The sequence below is a fragment of the Acinetobacter sp. AHP123 genome (assembly GCF_023757925.1).
Classification (GTDB): Bacteria; Pseudomonadota; Gammaproteobacteria; order Pseudomonadales; family Moraxellaceae; genus Acinetobacter; species Acinetobacter oleivorans.
The window spans coordinates 1,477,586-1,500,909 of sequence record NZ_CP092454.1; the positions used below are offsets into that span (position 1 = coordinate 1,477,586).

The 23,324-nt window shown below is 38.8% G+C and carries 20 protein-coding genes; 17 read left to right on the plus strand and 3 right to left on the minus strand.

From position 1 onward, the window contains the following. Nucleotides 1-130 precede the first annotated feature (130 nt). From MJX77_RS07035 to MJX77_RS07115, 17 genes are all read left to right on the plus strand, one after another. Nucleotides 131-1,189, plus strand: a complete 1,059-nt coding sequence (locus tag MJX77_RS07035; RefSeq protein ID WP_252061013.1) for a pilus assembly protein PilM — start codon at nt 131-133, stop codon at nt 1,187-1,189. Beyond that, the gene (locus tag MJX77_RS07040) at nt 1,189-1,830 is read left to right on the plus strand and encodes a PilN domain-containing protein (protein ID WP_013196695.1); all 642 of its coding nucleotides are present in this window, start codon (nt 1,189-1,191) and stop codon (nt 1,828-1,830) included. The genes MJX77_RS07035 and MJX77_RS07040 overlap by 1 nt, the downstream gene beginning before the upstream one ends. After that, the gene (locus tag MJX77_RS07045) at nt 1,827-2,576 is read left to right on the plus strand and encodes a type IV pilus inner membrane component PilO (RefSeq protein ID WP_252061016.1); all 750 of its coding nucleotides are present in this window, start codon (nt 1,827-1,829) and stop codon (nt 2,574-2,576) included. The genes MJX77_RS07040 and MJX77_RS07045 overlap by 4 nt, the downstream gene beginning before the upstream one ends. A 10-nt stretch (nt 2,577-2,586) precedes the next feature. Further along, the gene (locus MJX77_RS07050) at nt 2,587-3,114 is read left to right on the plus strand and encodes a pilus assembly protein PilP (RefSeq protein WP_042895464.1); all 528 of its coding nucleotides are present in this window, start codon (nt 2,587-2,589) and stop codon (nt 3,112-3,114) included. A 63-nt stretch (nt 3,115-3,177) separates the two neighbouring features. Continuing rightward, the gene (locus MJX77_RS07055; protein ID WP_252061018.1) at nt 3,178-5,307 is read left to right on the plus strand and encodes a type IV pilus secretin PilQ; all 2,130 of its coding nucleotides are present in this window, start codon (nt 3,178-3,180) and stop codon (nt 5,305-5,307) included. A gap of 11 nt (nt 5,308-5,318) precedes the next feature. Further along, complete coding sequence (gene aroK, locus MJX77_RS07060) at nt 5,319-5,888, plus strand: shikimate kinase AroK (protein ID WP_004789808.1); 570 nt, start codon at nt 5,319-5,321, stop codon at nt 5,886-5,888. Nucleotides 5,889-5,916: 28 nt separating this feature from the next. Beyond that, nucleotides 5,917-6,999 (plus strand): 3-dehydroquinate synthase, encoded by a 1,083-nt coding sequence (aroB, locus tag MJX77_RS07065; RefSeq protein WP_252061022.1) that lies wholly within the window; start codon nt 5,917-5,919, stop codon nt 6,997-6,999. Nucleotides 7,000-7,015: 16 nt separating this feature from the next. Continuing rightward, nucleotides 7,016-7,894 carry a hypothetical protein gene (locus tag MJX77_RS07070; protein ID WP_252061025.1) on the plus strand — a complete coding sequence of 293 codons (879 nt, stop codon included), beginning with the start codon at nt 7,016-7,018 and terminating at the stop codon, nt 7,892-7,894. Between the two features lie 461 nt (nt 7,895-8,355). Further along, on the plus strand, nt 8,356-12,831 hold the full coding sequence (gene gltB, locus MJX77_RS07075) for a glutamate synthase large subunit (protein WP_171067762.1): 4,476 nt from the start codon (nt 8,356-8,358) through the stop codon (nt 12,829-12,831). A gap of 69 nt (nt 12,832-12,900) precedes the next feature. Then, a complete protein-coding gene (locus MJX77_RS07080; protein WP_004789801.1) occupies nt 12,901-14,322 on the plus strand; it encodes a glutamate synthase small subunit GltD family protein in 1,422 nt (473 codons plus the stop codon). 173 nt (nt 14,323-14,495) lie between these two features. After that, nucleotides 14,496-15,383 carry a metal-dependent hydrolase gene (locus MJX77_RS07085; RefSeq protein ID WP_013196702.1) on the plus strand — a complete coding sequence of 296 codons (888 nt, stop codon included), beginning with the start codon at nt 14,496-14,498 and terminating at the stop codon, nt 15,381-15,383. Nucleotides 15,384-15,513: 130 nt separating this feature from the next. Further along, nucleotides 15,514-16,104, plus strand: coding sequence for a LemA family protein (locus tag MJX77_RS07090; protein WP_252061027.1), 591 nt, complete (start codon nt 15,514-15,516; stop codon nt 16,102-16,104). Nucleotides 16,105-16,128: 24 nt separating this feature from the next. After that, complete coding sequence (locus MJX77_RS07095; protein ID WP_252061030.1) at nt 16,129-17,211, plus strand: TPM domain-containing protein; 1,083 nt, start codon at nt 16,129-16,131, stop codon at nt 17,209-17,211. Beyond that, the gene (locus MJX77_RS07100) at nt 17,205-17,765 is read left to right on the plus strand and encodes a TPM domain-containing protein (RefSeq protein WP_107880561.1); all 561 of its coding nucleotides are present in this window, start codon (nt 17,205-17,207) and stop codon (nt 17,763-17,765) included. The genes MJX77_RS07095 and MJX77_RS07100 overlap by 7 nt, the downstream gene beginning before the upstream one ends. 349 nt (nt 17,766-18,114) lie before the next feature. Then, nucleotides 18,115-18,576 carry a pilin gene (locus MJX77_RS07105; protein ID WP_252061032.1) on the plus strand — a complete coding sequence of 154 codons (462 nt, stop codon included), beginning with the start codon at nt 18,115-18,117 and terminating at the stop codon, nt 18,574-18,576. Nucleotides 18,577-18,635: 59 nt separating this feature from the next. After that, the gene (locus MJX77_RS07110; protein ID WP_252061034.1) at nt 18,636-19,946 is read left to right on the plus strand and encodes an O-antigen ligase family protein; all 1,311 of its coding nucleotides are present in this window, start codon (nt 18,636-18,638) and stop codon (nt 19,944-19,946) included. 111 nt (nt 19,947-20,057) lie between these two features. Further along, nucleotides 20,058-21,686, plus strand: a complete 1,629-nt coding sequence (locus MJX77_RS07115; RefSeq protein WP_252061036.1) for a PglL family O-oligosaccharyltransferase — start codon at nt 20,058-20,060, stop codon at nt 21,684-21,686. 42 nt (nt 21,687-21,728) lie between these two features. Here MJX77_RS07115 and bfr read toward each other — a convergent pair whose 3' ends face one another. The 3 genes from bfr to ridA form a co-directional block, all read right to left on the minus strand. Further along, nucleotides 21,729-22,193: a heteropolymeric bacterioferritin subunit Bfr gene (bfr, locus tag MJX77_RS07120; protein WP_000678123.1), complete on the minus strand. Its 465-nt coding sequence runs from the start codon at nt 22,191-22,193 to the stop codon at nt 21,729-21,731. 245 nt (nt 22,194-22,438) lie between these two features. Beyond that, a complete protein-coding gene (locus MJX77_RS07125; protein ID WP_004789790.1) occupies nt 22,439-22,633 on the minus strand; it encodes a bacterioferritin-associated ferredoxin in 195 nt (64 codons plus the stop codon). A 219-nt stretch (nt 22,634-22,852) separates the two neighbouring features. Then, nucleotides 22,853-23,236 (minus strand): deaminase RidA, encoded by a 384-nt coding sequence (ridA, locus tag MJX77_RS07130; RefSeq protein WP_004789789.1) that lies wholly within the window; start codon nt 23,234-23,236, stop codon nt 22,853-22,855. Nucleotides 23,237-23,324 lie beyond the last annotated feature (88 nt).

Here is a 23,324-nt window from a genome sequence, read left to right on the forward strand (position 1 = left end):
ACTAATTGTGGTCAGTATAGCCTTTAGACATGCGGATTGTTAGATGAGATATTGTATCCGTGTAAAAATAAAGACCTAGATTATTGGTTTGTAATTTTTTTTGGGGATAAAAAAATAATAGGACAATAGTGTGCTCAGGTTATATCGTAAACCGAATAAGGGGTTAATGGGTGTCGATATTAGTTCGACTTCTGTTAAGTTGTTAGAGCTCTCTGTTAAGAACGGTAAATATTGGGTGGAAAGCTATGCTTTGATGCCTTTACCCGAGAACAGTGTAGTTGAAAAAAATATCTTGAATCCAGAGGCAGTAGCAGAAGCTTTGGAACGGGCGATTAATTTAGCAAATCCCCAAACCAGTAACGCTGCAATTGCTGTTCCAACATCGACGGTTATTCATAAAACCATAGAAATGGATACAGATATGAATGATGATGAACGAGAAGTTCAGATTCGTTTAGATGCGGAGCAGTATATACCGTTCCCTTTGGATGAAGTGAGTCTTGATTTTGAGGTTTTACCAGATCGACTGCCTAATCCAAACCGTGTAAATGTACTTCTAGTTGCAACAAGAACAGAAAATGTTGAAACACGAGTAGAAGTGCTGGAACTGGTAGATCTAACGCCTAAGCTTGCTGATGTCGAAAGTTATGCTGTCGAGCGTGCTTTTAGTGTATTTGCTGATAGTTTGCCCATGGGTGCGAATACCATTGGTATTTTAGATATCGGCCATACCATGACTACATTATCGGTTATGCAAAGTGGCAAAATCATTTATACCCGTGAACAAGTCTTCGGCGGCAAGCAGCTTACTCTGGAAATTCAAAGTCGTTATGGTTTGTCATTGGAAGAAGCAGGACGAGCTAAAAAAGAACGCTCTTTACCTGATGACTATGACATCGAAGTCTTAGAGCCATTTTTAGATGCGGTAGTGCAACAAGCAGCCAGATCTCTACAATTTTTCTTTTCTTCATCACAGTTCAATGAAATAGACCATATTTTACTAGCGGGTGGGAATGCCAATATTCCTGGGCTTGCCAAATTGTTGCAGCAAAAACTTGGTTATCGTGTGACCATTGCCAATCCATTTTTACAAATGGGTTTTTCTCCTCAAGTCGATATTCAAAAACTTGAAAATGATGCTTCATCATTAATGGTGGCATGTGGTTTGGCTTTAAGGAGTTTTGATTAATGGCAACAATTAATTTACTTCCTTGGCGTGATGGGCTTAGGGAACAACGCAAAAAACAATTTATTATTTTCTGTTTTGGGGTCGTTGTGCTGGGGATTACCACTGTATCTTCTGGGTGGTTTTATTTAAATCAAAAATTAGATGATCAAGAACAAGCTAATCAACTCATTACCAGTACAAACCAGAGTCTAGATCAACAGCTTAAAACCTTAAATGGCTTGCAAGAACAGCGTGATGCCATTATCGAACGTATGAAACTTATTCAGGGGTTGCAAAGTCAACGTCCTGTTGTTGTGCGTTTGGTGGATGAATTGGTACGGGTGACTCCGGCAGCGATGTATTTGACTAAATTTAGCAGAACTGGAGATAAATTTACCATTGAAGGTAAAGCAGAAAGTCCAAATACGGTCGCGGAGTTATTACGTAATCTCGAAGCATCACCATGGTATCGCAATGCTTTTATGAACTCTTTCTTGGCGACCGAAGAGAAAAAAGATAAGACGGCGAGTTCACTGCTTCCTAGAGTAGAAGATAGTTATGGCAGTTTTGTTGTGACTGTTGATTTAGGAGAAATGGGGGTGACTACAACAGATGATACCGCCAATACGTCTGTAAGTGCGGATAAGGGGGCGGTTAAATGAGTCCGGATGAACTTCATGAGTTGTCGTTAGAACAAGCTCCATCTAAGAAAAAACAGATTACTTTAGAAAAATTTCTTCAGCAATTTAACACACTAGATATGAACAGTTATGGTAGCTGGCCATTATCTGTGAAAATTACGTGCTGGGTTTTTATTTTCTTTGCTGTTTTGGCTTTGGGATACTTTGTTGTTATTCAGCCAAAGTTACAAGCAATTGATAATGCACAGGCGCAAGAAAGTAATTTGTTGAATGAATTTCGCGAAAAGGATTCAAAATTACGTAACTTGCAACAATATCAACTTCAACTTCAAGAGATGCAAGCAAACTTTAATCAGCAGTTAGAGCAACTGCCAAAAGAAACCGAGATTCCAAGCTTGGTTGAGGATATTAACTTAACTGGGGTGAATTCTGGTCTGAAGTTTAAAAATATTCGTTTAGAAGATGAAGTGAAGCAGGAAATCTTTATTGAACAGCCTATTACGATGGAAGCAACTGGCGATTATCACGCTTTTGGTGCTTTTGTTAGTAGTATTGCGGCATTACCACGTATTGTGACGATGCATGATTTTGTTGTAGAAGTTGCACCTGTTAAAGATAGTAAGTCAGATATTCCTGTCCTTAATTATTCTATTAAAGCAAAAACTTATCGCTATATGGGCGCCGTAGGAAATGCTGAACATCCGGAAAACAACGCTTCGGCTTCAGTAACACCTGTTCCCTCTACTGCTAATACACAGTCGAAATAGGAGCATTACAATGAAGCTTAAGCAAATTTCTTTTTCTATTTTGGCATGTTTAGTTTTAGTTGGATGTGACTCGAGAATCGATGCTGTAAATCAGCAAATGGCAAATATACGTAATCAGCCACCACAACCGATAGATCCAGCACCTGTTTTCACGCCTGTGCCACAATTTAACTATGCGGCTCATCAGCTAAAGAGTCCATTTTTACCAAGCTCACTTGCTGCTGAGCTCAAAATTATGGCAGGAAAACGGGTATATCCGAATTTCTCACGTGCACCTCAGCCTCTAGAAAGTTATGCATTAGAATCCTTAAACATGAAAGGAAGCATACGTAATAACCGCGGGCAAGTATTGGCTCTTATCCAATCACCCGATCAGCAAATTGAACGGGTACAGGTGGGGAACTATATCGGGATGAACCAAGGGCGTATTACCCATATTGGTCCAACCCAGATTGATCTGGTGGAGATTGTCCCTGATGGGCGCGAAGGCTATGTGGAGAGACCAAGAACCTTAGTGCTCATTGGGCCCGCACCCTAAAAATTTAGGGAATAAGAAAGAAAAAGTATTTTTAAAGATTATTTAATTGGGGATGGTCAGACAATGAATCACGTATTCCGTCAGTTTTCTATGGGGGCTGTAGCCATTGCACTTGTGCAGGTTGCCTCTGCACAGGTCAGCATGACCAATATTGTACCAACGCAAATTGCAGGTCAGGGTACAGAAATTCGAGTTATGTTTAATGGTTTGCCACCACAACCACAGGCATATCAACTTGAAAATCCTTCACGTTTGATTTTGGATTTTAATAAAGCTCAGCAAACTTTAACACAGTCAAAAGTGGCAATTGGTACAAATGAAGCAAGCACAGTTGATGTAAGTTCTGATGATCAGCGCTCACGTTTAACTGTAAATTTAAAAGAGGCAGGTGCGTTTACAACGCGCATTGAAGGCAATACTTTTATCCTAAAGATTAATTCAGCTCAAGCAGCTATTAAGCCTTTACCAACCACTACAGTACAACCGCAAGGTGTCTCAAATATTGGCTTTCAGCGCGGTGGTCAAGGTGAAGGATTAATTGTTATTGATTTATTGGGAAGTAATACCCCTGTTGATGTTCAGCAGCAAGGTAGCAAAGTCGTAGTGAGAACTCTGGGCTCTAAAATTCCCACACATTTAGCTAAACGTTTAAATGTGAATGATTTTGCAACTCCTGTTTCTACCATTGAATCTTATAACGAAAAAGGCAATGGCGTTATTACGATCCAATCTACTGGTAGCTATGAATATATGGCTTATCAAGCGGAAAATAAACTCACCATTAGCTTAAAGCGTCCGCAGGACAAAAGTGTAGGTTCTTCATCTAAGCCATCTAATTATTCTGGTAATAAGCTTTCTCTTGATTTCCAAGATATTGAAGTTCGTAGAGTTCTACAGTTACTTGCCGATTTTACTGGCATCAATATGGTAGCCGCCGATAGTGTTCAGGGTAATATTACTTTGCGCTTGAAAGATGTTCCGTGGGATCAGGCACTTGATATTATTTTAAAGACTAAAAATTTAGATAAACGCAGAAATGGTAATGTTATTTGGATTGCTCCTGTTGCAGAGTTGATTAAAGCCGAAGATGATGAGGCAAAAGCTTTAGCACAAACGATTAAGTTAGCGCCGATCCAAACCGATTATATTCGTTTGAATTATGCGAAAGCAGCGGATGTACTTAAGCTAATTGAAGATACTCGTGATGGTAAGGGGGCGGTTGCGAATCGTACTGCAAACTCGGATTCTCTTGCGTTGGAGAGCTTACTAAGTTCACGCGGTAGTGCTGTGGCTGATACGCGTACTAATACTTTGATTATCAATGATACCGCCCAAAATATTGATAAAATCCGTAAAATGGTTGATTTGCTGGATGTGCAGGTCAAACAAGTCATGGTTGAAGCGAGGATTGTAAGAGCTTCTACTTCTTTTACAAAAGAGCTTGGCGTTAAGTGGGGGATATTATCACAAGGGATTACCAACAATAATAACTTGCTGGTTGGTGGTAGTGAAACAACCTTGTGGAATTTAAGGAAGCCAGAAAAAGACAGTACAACGGGTGGCTATAAATATACGATTGAACGTCCAGATAATTTAAACGTTGATTTGGGTGTTACATCAGCTGGAGCAAGTAGCATAGCTTTTAGTTTAATTAGTATGTCTGATTTTATGCTTGATCTAGAACTTTCTGCATTACAAGCCGATGGTTATGGTGAAGTTATTTCAACACCGAAAGTCATGACTACAGATAAGCAAACTGCCAAAGTTGCGACAGGTCAGCAAGTTCCTTATCAAACTGCTGTTACTTCTGGTACGGGTACTACCGCTACTACTTCTTTTAAAGATGCGCTGCTAAGCTTGGATGTTACTCCAAGTATTACGCCTGATGGTAAAATTCAAATGAAATTAGATATTTCTAAGGATTCTGTAGCAGGCGAAGCCCCTAACGGTGAGTTAATTTTAAATAAAAATAATATTAATACAAATGTATTGGTTAATAACGGTGAAACGGTCATTTTAGGAGGGGTGTTTGAGCAGACTACGTCTAACTCACAAACTAAGGTTCCTTTCTTTGGTGATATTCCTGTACTTGGGCATTTATTCAGAAAAGATGTGAAATCTGATGATAAACAAGAGTTACTGATTTTCGTTACTCCACGAATTGTTAATGACACTTTGGTGAGAAATCATTAATATATTTTTTAATGAAAGCAATTGAAATAGGTGGCGCCTTGCCAAGCAAAGCGTTTGAAACCCTGCCAAATATTTATTTGGTGGGGCCCATGGGGGCAGGAAAAACAACCGTTGGACGTCATTTAGCCGAAATATTAGGGCGTGAATTTTTAGATAGTGATCATGAAATTGAACGCAAAACAGGGGCTACTATTCCTTGGATTTTTGAAAAAGAAGGGGAATTCGGATTTCGTGCTCGTGAAACCATAGTGTTGAATGAGTTAACTTCCCGCAAGGCTTTAGTTTTAGCAACAGGCGGCGGTGCGATTACTCAAGCACCCAATCGTGAGTTCCTAAAGCAGCGTGGTATTGTTGTTTATCTTTACACTCCAGTGGAACTACAATTACAACGAACTTATCGCGATAAAAACAGACCTCTATTACAAGTTGAAAACCCTGAACAAAAATTGCGAGATTTGTTAAAAATACGTGATCCTTTATATCGTGAAGTTGCTCATTACACGATTGAAACCAATCAGGGTGCTGCACGCGATCTTGCTCAAAAGATTCTGCAACTTATTTTGTCTAACACGCTAAAATAGCCAAACTTACTCGTGGTTTAATAAACTCATGCAAACTTTACATGTTGAATTAGGCGAACGCCGTTATCCTATTTTTATTGGCAGTCAACTTGATCCTAAACAGTTGCTTGAACCTTATATTCATGGTCAACAGGTCATGATTGTGAGTAATGAAACGGTCGCACCTTTATATTTATCTCACTATCAAGAAGCATTAAAAAGTTTGGGTAAAACTGTAGCTACATGTATTTTGTCCGATGGTGAAAAATATAAAGATATTCAACATTTAAATTTAATTTTTGATGCACTTCTTGAAGCTGGTTTTAACCGAGATTGTACGGTTTTAGCTTTAGGCGGCGGTGTGATTGGGGATATGGCTGGCTTTGCATCGGCATGTTTTCAGCGCGGCGTTTATTTTGTTCAGGTTCCAACTACGCTCCTTTCACAAGTAGATTCAAGTGTAGGTGGTAAAACTGGTATTAATCACCCACTGGGTAAAAACATGCTTGGTGCATTTCAGCAACCTCAAGTTGTTTTGGCTGATATGGCTCAACTCAACACCTTACCGGATCGAGAGTTGTCTGCTGGATTATCAGAAGTCATTAAATATGCCTTGTTAGGCGATGCTGATTTTCTTGTTTGGTTAGAACAAAATATGGATGGGTTGATTGGGCGAGATGCTGATCTTTTAGCAGAAGCTGTTTATCGTTCATGTGCTCATAAAGCCCGTATTGTTGCAAACGATGAAAAAGAGCAAGGCGAAAGAGCCTTACTCAACTTAGGTCATACGTTTGGGCATGCTATTGAATCTTATCTGGGTTATGGAACTTGGTTGCATGGCGAAGCAGTAGCTACCGGCATGGTTATGGCAGCTGATTTATCACAGCGTTTAGGCTGGATTTCAAGTGATGATGTAGAGCGTACAAAAAAAATTATTCAACGCGCTAATTTGCCGATATCATGTCCAAAAATTCCATTGGATGAATTCCTTGGATATATGGCACATGATAAAAAAGTCCTCAATGGTCAATTACGTTTAGTGTTGTTAAAGCAACTTGGACAAGCGGTAATTACTAAAGACTTTGATGTTGAATTCATGAAACAAGCTATTTTGGCAAATCAACACGGATAATAAATTAAGGTAACACATGACTGTATCACGTACACTTTGGCAGAATGTTCAACAATATATCTGGTTGGTGGGTGGTATCGTCTGCTTGTTTCTGGCTTTTCTTTTCTGGGTAATGACGGATAGCAAGAAGCTTGTAGAAGTTGAAAAAGCTGCCGATTCAGAAGCACCTGTGCAAATTCAGCCAGAAAAAGTAGCAACAACGGCTAACTTAGGGGCTTTAGCTGATGAAGTTAGGCCTCTTGATTTAACGACTCGCACGGTTGCTTCAGGTCAGCATGAAGCAGAGTTCCGTGGTACAAAATTTATTAACGAAAACAAGAAACAGTGGACGCTTGAGCTATTCCGGGCATCTGACGAAGATATTATTAAAAACTTTTTAAAGAATCGTTCAGACCGGAATAAATTTATCTACTTCCGATTAAGTGGAGAGAAGCAGTCTGAGCAATATGTTTTGACATATGGTGTATTTAAGCGTTCTGAAGATGCAATTCAGCAGTTAACGCAACTGAATCTTGATTTGCCTGAATCAATTAAGCCACAACCACAACAATTTTCTACTTATGTGCCACTAGTTAATGACTTGGGTGCAGATGAAATGAAAGGTGGAATTAGCCAAACTTATGAAGTGCGTTTACGTCCAGCTGCATTGCCTAAAATTGATGAGTCTTTGCTCATGGGTGCAGGTGTAAACGGTATGATAAGTACGCAGCCGAAAGTGACTGCTCCAGCAACGAACTCTACAACCCGGACGACCATTATTCGCCGAGATGCTGAAGGAAATGTTGTGGATGTACACCAGTCGAATTCTGCAGATGCTTCTAAAAAGACTCAGCAAAATCGTGAAATTGAAGCTACTCCTAAAAATGCAACAAATGAGGGCACAAGAGGGAACTAAGGATAAGAATAATGTGCACAAATATAGTGCAATAACAAAAGATATATATAATTTTTGATCAAGTGTGGTGCATATTTGGTCATTTATTAAAATGATAGCCTGAATAAAACTCATCTATTTTTAAGAAATATAAACACTTAAGCTACGAAAATTATATTGGCATAGTTTTTGCTTTATTCTTGTGCTTATTAATGTACTGCTAACTATTTTGGCGCTCTAAAGAGTGAAGTCTATGCAGAGTCGTGGGGTCGAGCTGCTTTAAAAGAGTGCGAAATAAGTCAAAACATTTTTCTAGCAAAAACCAGTGTACGTAAAAATGGAACAGCGTATATTGGCTTATCAGCCCAAAATTTTTTTTTGCGAAACATTGAGCTAACTATCGTCCGTAGGCAATATCGCAGAAATAAGTTGTTTGTTTGACGCTCGAAAGAGCCTTATTGAAAGAAGGGTACGCTATGCACATGCCATCGCCTAATACTGTAGCTCCCGCTCAAGGTTTATATCAACCTGATGAGTTTAAGGATAACTGTGGTTTTGGACTGATTGCCCATATGAAGGGTGAATCAAGTCATCATCTTGTAGAAACCGCGATTCACAGTTTAAGTTGCATGACGCACCGTGGTGGTATTGCCGCAGATGGCAAGACGGGAGATGGTTGCGGCTTATTATTGGCGATGCCAAAGCAATTTTTCCGTGATGAAGCAAAAAAACTAAGCGATATTACACTTAGCGAAGTTTTTGCTGTAGGAACGGTATTTTTAAATGTCGATCCGGCATTAGCACAGCACTCTAAAAATATTTTAACTAAAGAAATTGAGGCTGATGGCTTACGCGTATTGGCTTGGCGTGTTGTCCCTACAAATAACGATGCACTAGGTGAAATTGCACTTCAATCTTTACCTGCTTTTGAACAGGTCATTGTGAACTGTCCAATGGGTGTAACTGAAGTTGAGTTTAACCGTAAACTATTTTTGGCACGTCGTCGTGCAGAACAACAATTACAAAATGATCCGTCATTCTATGTGACTACGCTTTGTTCGACAGTGATCAGCTATAAAGGCTTGATGATGCCGGCTGCAATTGCTGAGTTCTATACAGATTTGGCAGACGAACGTTTAAAATCACATATCGTGGTGTTCCACCAACGTTTCTCGACCAACACTTTACCGCGTTGGCCTTTGGCTCAACCATTCCGTTACCTTGCGCATAATGGTGAAATCAACACTATTACAGCAAACCGTAACTGGGCATTGGCACGTACGCCTAAATTTGAAAACCCATTGTTACCAGGCCTAACTGAGCTTAACCCAATTGTGAACCGTACTGGTTCAGACTCTTCAAGCTTAGATAACATGCTTGAAATCTTGGTTGGTGGCGGTATGGATTTATTCCGTGCATTGCGTATGCTTGTGCCACCAGCTTGGCAAAACGTTGAAACTTTGGATGCAGACTTACGTGCATTCTATGAGTTCAACTCTAAGCATATGGAAGCTTGGGATGGTCCAGCAGGTTTAGTAATTCAAGATGGTCGTCATGCTATTTGTATGCTTGACCGTAATGGTTTACGCCCTGCACGTTGGGTTATTACCAAAAATGATTACATTACCTTGGCATCTGAAATTGGTGTGTGGGGTTATGAGCCTGAAGATGTTATTTCTAAAGGTCGCGTAGGCCCTGGTCAAATTTTAGTAGTTGATACTTTAACAGGTAAAGTACTTGATACTAAAGATGTTAGTACTCATTTGAAAAACATGCGTCCGTACCGTGAGTGGTTACGTGATCATGCAATTCGCCTCAATGCTAACCCTGAACTTGAAGAACAATTAGTTGATCAAGGTTTAACTGGTGATGCTTTAAAAGCAGCTCAAAAAATGTTTATGGTGACATTTGAAGAGCGCGACCAGTTGTTGCGTCCTATTGCTGAAAGTGGTCAGGAAGCTGTAGGTTCTATGGGTGATGATACGCCAATGGCTGTATTGTCTCGTCAAGTACGCCATGTGACTGATTATTTCCGTCAACAATTTGCGCAAGTAACAAACCCGCCAATTGATCCACTACGTGAATCGATTGTAATGTCGCTCGAAACCTGTTTAGGCCGTGAGCAGAATGTATTTGAGCAAGGTCCAGAGCACGCAGATCGAATCATTATTTCGAGCCCTGTTCTGTCTAACTCAAAAATGCAGCAAATCCGTAGTATTGATCGTGCAGGCTATGCGTCTGTTGACATCAATTTGAACTATGCTGAAGAAGAAGGTTTGCAAGCTGCGATTACACGTATCTGTGAAGAAGCGGCGCAAGCGGTTCGTGACGGTAAAACTTTAATTGTTTTAACTGATAAAAATATTCGCCAAGGTTTCTTGCCTGCAAACGCAGCACTTGCAACAGGTGCAGTACATCATTACCTCATTAAAACTGGTTTACGTACTGATGCAAACATCATGGTTGAAACTGGTTTTGCACGTGATCCGCACCAATTTGCGGTATTACTAGGTTTCGGTGCAACCGCTGTTTACCCATACCTTGCATATGACGTAATTAATGATTTGATTGCGAAAGGTGAGCTTTTAGGTGATCCAATCCATGCTCAAGCGAACTTCCGTAAAGGTATTGAGAAAGGCTTATTAAAAGTTCTTTCAAAAATGGGTATCTCTACCGTTGCTTCGTATCGTGGTGGTCAGCTATTTGAAGCAGTGGGTTTATCATCTGAAGTTGTAGATCAGTGCTTCTTGGGTGTTCCAAGTCGTATTCAGGGTGCAACATTTGCTGATCTTGAAAAAGACCAGAAAAAATTAGCTGCTACAGCATGGTCAAATCGTAAACCAATTGATCAAGGTGGTCTGCTTAAATTCGTATTTGATAAAGAATATCACGCGTTTAACCCAGATGTGATTAACTCATTACACAAAGCGGTTCGCTCAGGTAAATACGAACACTTTAAAGAATATGCTGAGCTGGTGAATAACCGTCCAGTAGCGACTATTCGTGACTTATTTAAGTTAAAAACAACGAACTCGATTCCAGTTGAGCAAGTTGAATCAGTTGAAGAAATCTTGCCTCGTTTTGACTCGGCAGGGATGTCTTTAGGTGCTCTTTCTCCAGAAGCCCATGAAGCTATTGCAATTGCGATGAACACGATTGGTGGTCGTTCAAACTCTGGTGAAGGTGGTGAAGATCCTGTTCGCTACGGCACAATTCGTAACTCGAAAATCAAACAGATCGCATCTGGTCGTTTTGGTGTAACGCCTGCATATCTAACTTCTGCTGAAGTATTGCAAATTAAAGTTGCTCAAGGTGCAAAACCAGGTGAAGGCGGTCAGTTACCGGGTGGTAAAGTAAATGGTTTAATTGCACGTTTACGTTACTCAGTGCCGGGTGTAACACTGATTTCACCTCCACCGCACCACGATATTTACTCAATTGAAGATTTGTCTCAGTTAATTTTTGACTTGAAACAAGTTAATCCGCAAGCAATGGTATCTGTGAAGTTGGTATCTGAACCGGGTGTAGGTACGATTGCTGCTGGTGTTGCGAAGGCATATGCAGACTTCATTACCATTTCTGGTTATGACGGTGGTACAGCTGCATCTCCACTTTCATCAATTCACCATGCGGGTTCTCCATGGGAGTTAGGTTTAAGTGAGGCGCATCAAGCTCTTCGTGTAAATGACTTACGTGGCAAAGTACGTGTGCAAACTGATGGTGGCTTAAAAACGGGTCTTGATGTGATCAAGGCAGCAATTTTAGGTGCTGAGAGCTTTGGTTTCGGTTCAACACCAATGATTGCATTAGGTTGTAAATATCTACGTATTTGCCACCTAAATAACTGTGCGACTGGCGTTGCAACTCAACAAGATCACTTACGTCAAGAGCACTACATTGGCGAACCAGAAATGCTCATCAATTTCTTCCACTTTATTGCGGAAGAAACACGAGAATGGTTGGCAGCATTAGGTGTGTCTTCATTGAAAGACTTAATCGGTCGTGTTGATTTACTCGAAGTATTACCGGGTGAAACTGAAAAACATGCTCACCTAGATTTAAGTGCATTGTTAACTTCTCATCCATCTGCTGACGGTAAAGCGCAGTACTGTGAAGTACAAGGGAATGCACCATTTGATAAAGGTGTGTTAGCTGAGAAAATGGTTGCTGAAATGCTTCCTGCAATTGAATCAAGTGCAGGTGGTCAGTTCAACTTCAATGTTGTGAACTGTGACCGCTCGATCGGTGCTCGTGTGTCTGGTGAAATTGCTCGTCGCTATGGCAACTTAGGTATGGAAGTACATCCAGTAGTGATGAACTTAACTGGTACAGCTGGTCAGTCACTTGGTGTATGGAACGCAGGTGGTTTACACATCCGTCTTGAAGGTGATGCAAATGACTATGTGGGTAAAGGTATGGCAGGTGGTCGTATCTCAATTTTCCCACCAAAAGGTTCACCTTTCCAAACCCAAAACACAGCAATTATTGGTAATACCTGTTTGTATGGCGCAACTGGCGGTAAGCTTTTTGCAGCGGGTACAGCGGGTGAGCGTTTTGCAGTTCGTAACTCTGGTGCATTTGCTGTAATTGAAGGTGCTGGCGATCACTGCTGTGAATATATGACAGGTGGTGTTGTGACTGTACTTGGTAAAGTAGGCCATAACTTTGGCGCGGGCATGACTGGTGGTTTTGCTTATGTACTTGACCTGGACAATGACTTCGTAGATTACTACAACCACGAATTGATTGATTTAAATCGTATTTCAACAGAATCTATGGAAGATCATAAAGAGTTCTTGTTGCGTATTATCGATGAGCATATTAAAGAAACAGGTAGTGCCTGGGCTTATAAAATCCGCAATGAGTTCGATTTCTACAGCCGTAAATTCTGGCTTGTGAAACCAAAGGCTGCTAATTTACAAACGCTTTTGAAAACAACACAAGCTGATCCACAATAATTCCACGACTGCAACGACATAGGCAGGTGCGGATAACAGTGAAAACCGCGCCTACCCACGGAGAGAGACATGGCAGAACGCCTAAATAATGACTTTCAATTTCTGGATGTAGCACGCCAAGATCCAGAGAAAAAAGATATTACTGTCCGCAAAGCAGAATTTGTGGAAATTTATAAGCCATTTACATCGGAAACTGTTACTAATCAGACTCACCGTTGTTTAGGTTGTGGTAACCCATATTGCGAATGGAAATGTCCTGTACATAACTACATTCCAAACTGGTTAAAACTCATCGCTGAAGGCCAAATTTTCCAAGCTGCTGAGCTTTGTCATCAAACGAACACACTACCTGAGGTGTGTGGTCGCGTATGCCCACAAGACCGTTTATGTGAAGGTGCTTGTACCTTAAATGATGGTTTTGGTGCAGTAACCATTGGTAATGCTGAAAAATATATCAATGATACAGCCTTTGCTTTGGGCTGGCGTCCAGATATGTCAGGCGTAAAATGGACTGACAAAAAAGTTGCCATTATTGGTGCTGGCCCTGCTGGTTTAGGCTGTGCGGATATTCTAGCTCGCGGTGGTGTTAAACCAGTTGTATTCGACAAGCGTCCTGAAATTGGTGGCTTACTTACATTTGGTATTCCAGAATTTAAAATGGAAAAAGATGTGATGAAACGCCGCCGTGAAATTTTCACGGGTATGGGCATCGAATTCCGTTTAAATACTGAAATTGGCACAGATGTAACCATTGATGAATTACTAGCAGAATATGATGCGGTGTTCATGGGTATGGGAACTTATACCTACATGAAGGGTGGTTTCCCGGGTGAAGATCTTAATGGCGTTTATGATGCTCTTGATTTCCTAATCTCTAACGTGAACCGCTGCCAAGGTTGGGAAAAAGATCCAAGTGAGTACATCAGCTTAGATGGTAAAAAGGTGATTGTACTTGGTGGTGGTGATACAGCGATGGACTGTAACCGTACTTCATTACGTCAAGGCGCTCATGATGTAACGTGTGCATACCGTCGTGATGAAAGCAACATGCCGGGTTCTGCACGTGAAGTAAAAAATGCCTATGAAGAGGGTGTAAAATTCCTATTCAATCGTCAACCGATCGAAATCGTTGGTGAAAATGGCAAAGTGACAGGCGTAAAAGTGGTAACGACACAAATGGGTGAACCAGATAGTCGTGGCCGTCGTAGTCCTGAACCAGTTCCAGGTTCTGAAGAAGTATTACCAGCCGATGCTGTTTTACTTGCATTCGGTTTCCGCCCAAGCCCAGCGGATTGGTTTGGTAACGCGAATATTAATCTTGATGGTTCAGGTCGTGTTGTCGCAGCTGAAAAACAAGAATTCAAATTCCAGACATCAAACCCGAAAATCTTTGCTGGTGGTGATATGGTGCGTGGCTCAGACCTAGTCGTGACTGCGATTTGGGAAGGCCGTCAAGCTGCTGAAGGCATTTTGGATTACCTAGGTGTTTAATAAATTAATGTGTTAAAACACGCAAAAAAGCCTACTTCAAGTAGGCTTTTTTATTGTCTACCATTAGTCACTTTGATGTTTTTGGCAAATATAATAAGCTTTTTTGCCCTTTTTAGCTTTTTAAGCTCACGACATACTCAAAACTTCCTTCTTCAATACAATAGGTGTTGAGTATGAACATCGCAGGTATGACGGCAGAAAAATCATATTTAAATCGTCGAAAAGCGTTGGGTATTACAGTGCGTCGTCTTGAATTTAATCCAAAGGCGATCAAGCGGCACTATTTTGCAAATTCACCCCTCATGTCTCATTTTTTAACTGCACTCTCATCAACGTTTCCAGTAGGTGAGCAATTTTTTGTAAATAGCGTACGTAATGTGCGTGATAAAGTTTCAGATCCTCAATTACAAGCGCAAATTGCAGCTTTTATTGGACAGGAGGCTATGCATTCAAAAGCGCATGGCGAGTTTAATGAAGCTTGGCGTCGTGATGATTATAATCTGGACAGTTTTCAAAATTGGTTGAATGAGCGGGATAAATATTTAAGAACGATTCCACCTAAGCTGCAATTAGCTCTTACCTGTGCTTTTGAACATTTTACAGCTCTCCTTGGAGCATATGTTTTACAACATCCAGAATTGTTAAAAACGTTAGATCAAGATGCGTTAAAACTTTGGGTATGGCATGCGATTGAAGAAATTGAACATCGTTCAGTCGCTTTCGATGTCTATCAACATGTATATGGAGATGACCGTATTCGTCGTTTACTCATGCGTAGCGTCACTACTGGGTTTGCGAGCCTGGCTTTTTATGGGACAACTCGTTTATTTTGGCAAGATAAATGGAACAGCTTACCTAAAATCGGAGGTAATTTATTTGGGTCATATTTGCTGATAAAGATGCTTGTCCAATTAATGCCTGAATACTTTGCATATTACAAAAAAGATTTTCATCCTAGTCAAAAGGATTACGACAAGATGGTCGATTACTGGAAAAGTTCTTTAGCAGAAGAATACCAAATGGCAAGTTTTCAACAAGAAAAACATCAAAGATTAAGTTAATAGAAAACCGGATTTAAAAATCCGGTTTTTAAAAATCAATAAAATAAAAGCAACACAATAATGCCAAATTCATCATACAATCGGGTAAAGAGGTCAAAAATATAAAGAAAAACTTGAGGATAATGTGACGATGAAAATGTTGAAACAATTAGCGATTGCAACAACACTTGCCAGCACCTTACTGTTTTCGGGATGTGGCTATAATACTCTACAAGTAAAAGATGAGGCTGTGACAGCAGCGTGGTCTGAAGTACAAAACCAATATCAACGTCGATCAGATTTGGTGCCAAACCTTGTCAATGTAGTAAAAGGTTATGCTAAACATGAAGAGCAAGTATTAACTGAAGTGACACAGGCTCGCTCGAATGTTGCGGGTTTAAAAGTTGATAAAGAAGTTTTAGAAGACCCAGCTTTACTTGAAAAATATCAACAGGCTCAAAGTCAATTAACAGGGGCATTATCTCGACTTATTGCTGTGTCTGAAAATTACCCGGATTTGAAAGCCAATACTCAATTCCAAGAATTACAAGTTCAGCTTGAGGGTACAGAAAACCGTATCGCAGTTGCCCGTAATCGTTATATTACAACAGTGCAAGATTACAATGGATATGTACGCCAGTTCCCGCAAGCAGTGACCGCAAAAGTAATTGGTATGCATCCTAAAGCCAATTTCTCTGCAGAAGCTTCTGCACAACAGGCTCCAAAAGTTTCTTTTGATTAATTTAATAAATCAAAGGAGTGCTGTATGAGAAATATTATATTGCTTCAGTCTAAGCAAATTAAGGTCTTTATTGCGACCTTAATTTTGCTCTGTTGTGGTGTCCTTTTTCAGAATACGGCATGGAGTGAAAGTAATATTGCAACTGCTACTGACGAGACTGACACAATAGTAGCGGGCAAAATCATTCAAAAACAGCAAAATCAAGCCACTGCGTCTAAGACAGGTGAACAAGCTGCTTCAAGTGTTGCTGCTTCGCCTAAAGTCTCTAACGATATGGCAGAAGGTGAAGCAATTCGTGGTTTGCCAACTTTAAATCAGCCTGTTATTGATCAAGCTAACATTTTAAGTGCAGCTGAGAAACAGCAGCTTGACCAAAAAATTCTAAGTTTATACCAACAAGGCAAAGCGCAAATTGGTGTCGTTATTGTTCCGACTACGGGCCAAGAAGATATTTTTGATTATGCATTACGAGTGGGTGAGCAGTGGCAATTAGGTTCAGCTAAACGGGACAATGGACTGCTCATTGCAGTTGCGGTAAATGATCGACGCATACAAATTTTAACTGGATACGGTTTAGAAGGCGTATTGCCTGATATTGTCGCAAGTCGGATTATTCGAAACCAAATTACACCTTATTTTAAACAAGCCCAATATGCACAAGGTTTAAATGCAGGTCTTGATGAAATTGGAAGGATTTTAAATCTTGACCCAGAAGTCGCTCAGCAAGCTGCTCAAGATTTAAAAGAACGCCAACATCAAGCTGCGGAAGAGCAACAAGCTAAACAGACAACCCTGACAATGGCTTTATTTATTCTTGTTGCTGGAATTGTGGGTTCATTTATTGTAGGACGACCTCTTAGTGCATCTACTGCAGGTGTTGCTGCCGCGGTAGCAGGTTTTGTAAATGGCGCAGGTCTAGTGACTAGCTTATTACTTGGTTTTGGAATCTTCTTTTTACTCATTACTTCTATTGCCCAACTTATTTTACAGGCCATTCTGAGTGGTTCTGGCGGCGGTGGCCGTGGAGGAGGCTTCGGTGGTGGTGGCGGAGGCTATGGTGGTGGTGGAGGTCGTTTTGGCGGTGGAGGTGCTTCAGGCTCATGGTAACAACATCAGAAACAACACAAATTATTACTCAGCCAAAAATTGAGGAATCTGTAGAGCCAAGTCTAAAACGTTGGTTTAAACATTTATGTTATTTCCCAGCCAGTAGCCGTTATTTTTCAAAACAAGATAAGCAAATTATTGCCGATGCTGTACAGCGAGCAGAACATGGACATGTTGGCGAGATACAGGTGGTAATTGAAGGCCATATTCCATGTTCACAAGCCTATAGACAAAACACACGTTTAAGAGCACAGCAGTTATTTGCAGAATTGGGCGTTTGGGATACTGCATTAAATAGCGGCGTATTGTTATACCTAAATTTATGTGAACGTACTGTAGAAGTTATATTTGACCGAGGTATTAGAAATGCGACCAATGATCAGGTCTGGCAGCAGATTTGTGAGTCTATCGTTCAAAAACTTAAACAAAAACAATATCAACAAGCTGTCGTGATGGGTGTGCAGCAAATTGGAGAGGTATTGTCACATTTTTATGATGAAAACATGCCAGATCAATCAAATGAATTGGGAAATGCTCCAATTATTATTAATTAAGTTATTTTCTAAAAGTTCTATATCTCATAATTTTTTAAGTTTTCATTTCTTAAGATGGCTGACAAAAAATGTCACCTATTTATTTATTTTTAAAGAGAATTTGCTCACAAAAACAAATATAAAGTTTGATAAGTTTTGTTTACTTTTTTCGATGTGTGACTTGTTATAGCGAAAAGTTATGTGACGATTTTTGTCATTTATTTACAGTGATTTTAGATGAAGTAAATTTTAAAATTAATATAAGTTTTTGTTTTATAAGTAAAATAAAAGTTGGCATGAATGCTGCTATATAGTTGAGAGCTAAAAAAGCTTATATAAAAACATACATACAATCTTTGGGGAAAAGGCTATGAATGCACAAAAAGGTTTTACATTAATTGAACTTATGATCGTGGTTGCGATTATTGGTATTTTGGCGGCAATTGCGATTCCTGCTTATCAGGATTATATTGCTAAATCTCAAGCTTCAGAGCCACTGACTCTTGCTGATGGTTTGAAAACAAATATTCAAACTAATCTTCAAAGCAATTCTTGTTTTGCCAATGGTGCGACGGCAGCTGTAGCTGGGACGGATACTGTAACAGGTAAATATGGTACAGCTACTATTACGACTATAAGCGGTACTGCAGCGGCAAATAACCTCGTATGTGGTATTACCTATACATTTAAAACTACGGGTGTTTCAAGTAAAATTGCTGCTAAAGTTCTTGCTCTGCAAACTAATGATAATGGTGTTTTAAGTAAAGCAGCTTCTGGTACAACTATTGCTGATAAATATTTACCTAACTCATTAACTGTTGCTGGTTCTTAATAGTAAATAATGATGACAAGAGAGGTTTCGGCCTCTCTTTTTTATTGAAGAAAATAAATATGTCAAAAAAAAATATTTTGTTTATATTAAGTACAATATATATCATTGTAGCCTTATCGGGATACCAAGTTGGCTTATCTAGGTTTCAATATGATGAGCTTCGCTTATTGCAGTTTCCTTTAGCATTTTGCGCTTTATTTATTTTAATTTTCACAAGAAAAATAGAATATTCTATTTTTACAAAAGTTTCTTTTTTTCTTATAAGTGTTTTAACTACTCTGCAATTGATCAATTATAGCATTTTTCAATATCAGGAACTCTTTTCTGCAATAACGTTATTTTCTATATTAGCTGCTTTAATAGATGAATTAAGGGATCTAGAGAAAATAGAACATTATTTAGCACTAATGTTAGTCTCAGTATTTATCCCGTGTCTATTTTTTCCAACTTCTATTATTAATTTTATTTATTATAAACAATGGTTTAATTGGCAATTTAATTCTGGGTCAATTAGAATTTATGACAGCGTTATAGTCCCCTTTTTCTTTTTTCTGATTTTTTTAAGAATTAAAAATTATCCATATATTCATTACTTTTATCCGATTGCTATTTTCTTTTTTGCACTTGCATGGTTTTTTGATGGTGCTAGATCAGCCTTACTTGCTGTAATGATAGGGCTATTAGTCTTCTTTATATACTCTCAAGAAAATCGAAAGCTTATTTTGCAAAGCTGTATTTATATTTTTTTCGCTTTTTTGGTTTATAAAAGTACTATTTATTTAGCTGATAAAAATACAATGACTGTAATACGAACGGGTACATCATTGCGTGCAGAGATGTGGAGTTTTGTTTTTGAACAATGGAAAGAACAGCCATGGTCTGGAGTAGGAGGAGGTTATCTTTCAAAAATTCAATACAAATATGGACATCACATGCATAACCTATATTTAAGGTTAATTTTTGAGTGGGGGTTAGTTGGTTGTATTTGTTTAGTGTGGATGATATATCAAGTTATTAGATTATTCTTAGATAAGAGTGTTTTACCTATTGCAAAAGCTGGTGTTGCGGCAATTTTAATTGATGCGATGTTCTCGGGAAGTATGGTTTATCCTGCTTCACAAATGGCCTGTATATTATTTTTGGCATTTGCTTTTTCTCAAATGAAATTAGCTATTAATTTAAAGTCTTATAATCCAATGACAAAAATACTTATCAGTTTATGGGGGGCTTTATTTTTATATATTACGATCATGTATCTAGGACAAGACTTAACTTGTTGGGGATGTGCGAGTTATGTTGGACGGATGGCACCAAATTTTTGGTTTTATGGTGGTACAGAGCATTTAGTCTCAACTACACAACTTCCTTAATTTATTCTGCTGTAAGGTTTAGAGGTACTGATCACATAAATGGGCGTAGTTACAATTTTTTTAAGGCTTCCATGTATAATTCTTTCAAGTTTTAGCCTCTAACCTGTCACTATGCAAGTATTCTTCCTATTCCTCGCTGCAATTCTGTTAGGTTTTGCATGGTTATCTCCATTTCACTATAGCCCTTGGGTTATGTTCTCGAGTGAAGTGAGTACTTTTGGGGCTGGATTATGCGTATTAGCCGCCCTAATTCAGCAAAATATAAAAATTCCCAGAGCACAGCTATTGTTGCTGCCATTTACTTTAATTCCCATAGTGCAGTGGGGTTTTGGTTTAGTTTTTGATCTGAGCACAGCCTTATTGAGTTCATTTTACTTTCTAGGTTTTTGGTTTATGGTCTTGGCTGGTTACAATCTGTCTTTAGATCAACAAAAGCGAGATCAAATTTTTTCGGGTTTTAGCTTACTCGTAATTATTGTATCTGTTGCTAGTAGCTTCATTGCAATTTGCCAGTGGTTAAATATCGAGTCACATTTTGTTCATATGCTTCATCTGATTGGTAACCGTCCTTACGCGAACTTCGGTCAACCTAATAATATGGCAACGTTTTTAATTATTGGATTATTAGGATGTTTATATTTATATGAAAAAAATAAAGTAACACTTTGGTTGCTCTTACCTTCAGCACTGATTATTTTGTTCGCGGTTGCATTGAGTCAATCACGTACCTCATGGATTGTTTTCCCATTTTTATTCATATATTGGGTGTTTAAGCAATTTAAACAGCAAAAACGTTTTGGAGTTATTCAAAGTCTTTTGTGGTGTTTAGGTTTTTTTGTAGTTGCAGGGGGGATTCTACCCTTTGTAACAAATCTAATTGAGGCATGGTCAAGTACAAATGTAACCGAAGCAAGCACTTTGGTGGAACGAGCAAGCTCTGGGTATTTACGTTTTAATATCTGGTCGCAAATGTTACTTGCTGTGCAGCAGCACCCTTGGTGGGGATATGGCTGGAATCAAACCAGTGTGGCACAAATTACTGTTTATCATGCTTTTCCCACAGGAGAGTGGACGACTAGTGCCCATAATGTGTTACTTGATTTAATTATCTGGAATGGTATTCCATTAGCTACTGTAATCATTGCTTACTTTACGTGTTGGTTTCTTTGGCTGAATCAACAAGCTAAAAATACCATCTCGATTGTAGCGATTATGATGGTATGTACCGTGCTTACTCATGCCATGTTAGAGTTCCCACAGCGCTATGCTTATTTCTTACTTACTTGTGGTTTTTTACTTGGTGTTGTGCAAGCACAGAGTCCAGTGCTCAAAGGAATTGTGCTTAATAAACAACTTCTCCGCTTAATATGGGTTGTAAGTTTATTACTGATTATTGCGATCTTACGTGATTACAATGTGTATGTTCTAAATAGTAATTTGCTTTTTAATAATAAGCGTCCAAATGCTGAATTTATGGGAAGCAGTAAGATTTTTGTTTTAACGCAATTTGAAGAGCGTTTAAAATGGATTGAACTTAATTCTGAAACTGCATTACCCGAAGCTGACTTAGTTCATTGGGAAAATTTCGTAAAGAATAAACCTACTCCCTATAACTTACGTAAATATGCAAAATTACTAGCTTATAATGGAAAAGTAGAGCAAGCAGAGCAGCAAATATTTATTTTACAGCATCTCTATAAGCAAAAAATAACGCTACCAGAGTTATTAAAAGAAAAGTAATAAAAAATCCCCTTGTATTCAAGGGGATTTTTTCATGAGAAATTACATCTGACTCTGGATGTAATTTTCAATACCAACGCTGCCGATAAGGTCAATTTGAGTATCTAACCAGTCCCAATATTCTTCTTCTTTTTCTAAAATTTCTTGAACAAGATCACGCGTCACATAGTCTTGTTCTGTTTCAGCGAGTGCAACTGCTTTTTGAATCGCTTCTATATTTTCTTTCACTTTACGAATGTCACATTGCAGAACTTCTTCTGTATGTTGACCAATATAAAGTTTGCCTAAGTGCTGAAGATTAGGTAAACCTTCCAAGAATAAAATACGTTCAATAATTTTGTCTGCATGCTTCATTTGGCGAATGGATTCTTTATATTCAGCAGAGCCAAGCTGCTCAATTCCCCAATCATTAAACATGCGTGAATGCAAAAAGTATTGATTAATTGCAGTTAGATGATGATACAGCACTTGGTTGAGCTGATTAATGACATCACGATTGCCTTTCATTGTAGCTACTCCAAAACAATTTCTGCCTTAATTCAATTAAGGCAATCTATAGAACCATTCTAGTGAACAAACACTGATATAGCGAGTAATTTATAGAACAGCAAATGAAAATCGCAATCAAAAACAACACAATATTAGAAAAGGAGAGTTTCCAACCAAAAAAAACCGCTTGAATGAGGAACTATTAACGTTCCGCAAAAAGCGGTGGAGGAGCTAATAAATACTATTAAATTTTTATAAATCTTTTACGCAGCTACAGAAATACGAGCAGCGATTTCTGCTAATTCTTCATTAATAATAGCACGTGCTTCTGGTGCACAGCGTCCACAGCAAGTACCAAGATCAAGCAAATCACGAATTTCGCGATAGCTTTCTGCGCCATTTTCAACAGCGTCTTTAATATCTTGATCGGTAATGCCACGACACAAGCAAACGTACATGGGAGTGATCCCCAAATATAAATGCGATAATTGATATTATTGATAATTATTATCGTTTGTCAATGAAATTCATTTAAAATCTCATTTATTATTATTGGGAATTTGGATAAAAAAATACCACCTGAGCGGAAATCTGAGTTATGTTCAGATTTTATACAAAGGTGGTTCATGATTTACAGTTAAGAATTTAACGGAAAATATTTAATGTATTTCTATATCTTATTGATTAATAACTACAATACCATCCATTTCAACTAAAGCACCTTTTGGTAAACTTGCTACACCAAGAGCTGCACGTGCAGGATATGGTTGAGCAAAATATTCACCCATAATTTGGTTTACAAGTTGGAAGTTTGATAAATCAGTTAGAAAAATATTGAGCTTGGCAATGTCTGCTAGAGAACCGCCGGCAGCTTCACAAACTGCTTTTAAATTATCAAATACACGGCGAATTTGAGCTTCAATACCTTCTACAAGTTCCATACTGTATGGGTCTAAACCAATTTGCCCCGAAAGATATAATGTATTATCTACTAAAATGGCTTGAGAGTATGTGCCGATAGCAGCAGGGGCATTTTCAGTATGAATTACTTGGCGGGACATTTGGTTCTCCTTGATTAAATCTCATTTCATCATAATCGATGATCGCTTTGGACAAAAGTATCATCGATTTAATTGATTAAGTGGATTT

Coding starts and splice junctions, on each gene's coding strand:
- MJX77_RS07090 (WP_252061027.1), top strand. CDS start 15,514: ATGAAAATGTTGAAACAATTAGCGATTGCAACAACACTTGCCAGCACC.
- MJX77_RS07045 (WP_252061016.1), top strand. CDS start 1,827: ATGAGTCCGGATGAACTTCATGAGTTGTCGTTAGAACAAGCTCCATCT.
- MJX77_RS07125 (WP_004789790.1), bottom strand. CDS start 22,633: ATGTACGTTTGCTTGTGTCGTGGCATTACCGATCAAGATATTAAAGAC.
- aroB (WP_252061022.1), top strand. CDS start 5,917: ATGCAAACTTTACATGTTGAATTAGGCGAACGCCGTTATCCTATTTTT.
- MJX77_RS07080 (WP_004789801.1), top strand. CDS start 12,901: ATGGCAGAACGCCTAAATAATGACTTTCAATTTCTGGATGTAGCACGC.
- MJX77_RS07095 (WP_252061030.1), top strand. CDS start 16,129: ATGAGAAATATTATATTGCTTCAGTCTAAGCAAATTAAGGTCTTTATT.
- MJX77_RS07050 (WP_042895464.1), top strand. CDS start 2,587: ATGAAGCTTAAGCAAATTTCTTTTTCTATTTTGGCATGTTTAGTTTTA.
- MJX77_RS07105 (WP_252061032.1), top strand. CDS start 18,115: ATGAATGCACAAAAAGGTTTTACATTAATTGAACTTATGATCGTGGTT.
- bfr (WP_000678123.1), bottom strand. CDS start 22,193: ATGAAAGGCAATCGTGATGTCATTAATCAGCTCAACCAAGTGCTGTAT.
- MJX77_RS07115 (WP_252061036.1), top strand. CDS start 20,058: ATGCAAGTATTCTTCCTATTCCTCGCTGCAATTCTGTTAGGTTTTGCA.
- MJX77_RS07110 (WP_252061034.1), top strand. CDS start 18,636: ATGTCAAAAAAAAATATTTTGTTTATATTAAGTACAATATATATCATT.
- ridA (WP_004789789.1), bottom strand. CDS start 23,236: ATGTCCCGCCAAGTAATTCATACTGAAAATGCCCCTGCTGCTATCGGC.
- gltB (WP_171067762.1), top strand. CDS start 8,356: ATGCCATCGCCTAATACTGTAGCTCCCGCTCAAGGTTTATATCAACCT.
- MJX77_RS07085 (WP_013196702.1), top strand. CDS start 14,496: ATGAACATCGCAGGTATGACGGCAGAAAAATCATATTTAAATCGTCGA.
- MJX77_RS07055 (WP_252061018.1), top strand. CDS start 3,178: ATGAATCACGTATTCCGTCAGTTTTCTATGGGGGCTGTAGCCATTGCA.
- aroK (WP_004789808.1), top strand. CDS start 5,319: ATGAAAGCAATTGAAATAGGTGGCGCCTTGCCAAGCAAAGCGTTTGAA.
- MJX77_RS07040 (WP_013196695.1), top strand. CDS start 1,189: ATGGCAACAATTAATTTACTTCCTTGGCGTGATGGGCTTAGGGAACAA.
- MJX77_RS07070 (WP_252061025.1), top strand. CDS start 7,016: ATGACTGTATCACGTACACTTTGGCAGAATGTTCAACAATATATCTGG.
- MJX77_RS07100 (WP_107880561.1), top strand. CDS start 17,205: ATGGTAACAACATCAGAAACAACACAAATTATTACTCAGCCAAAAATT.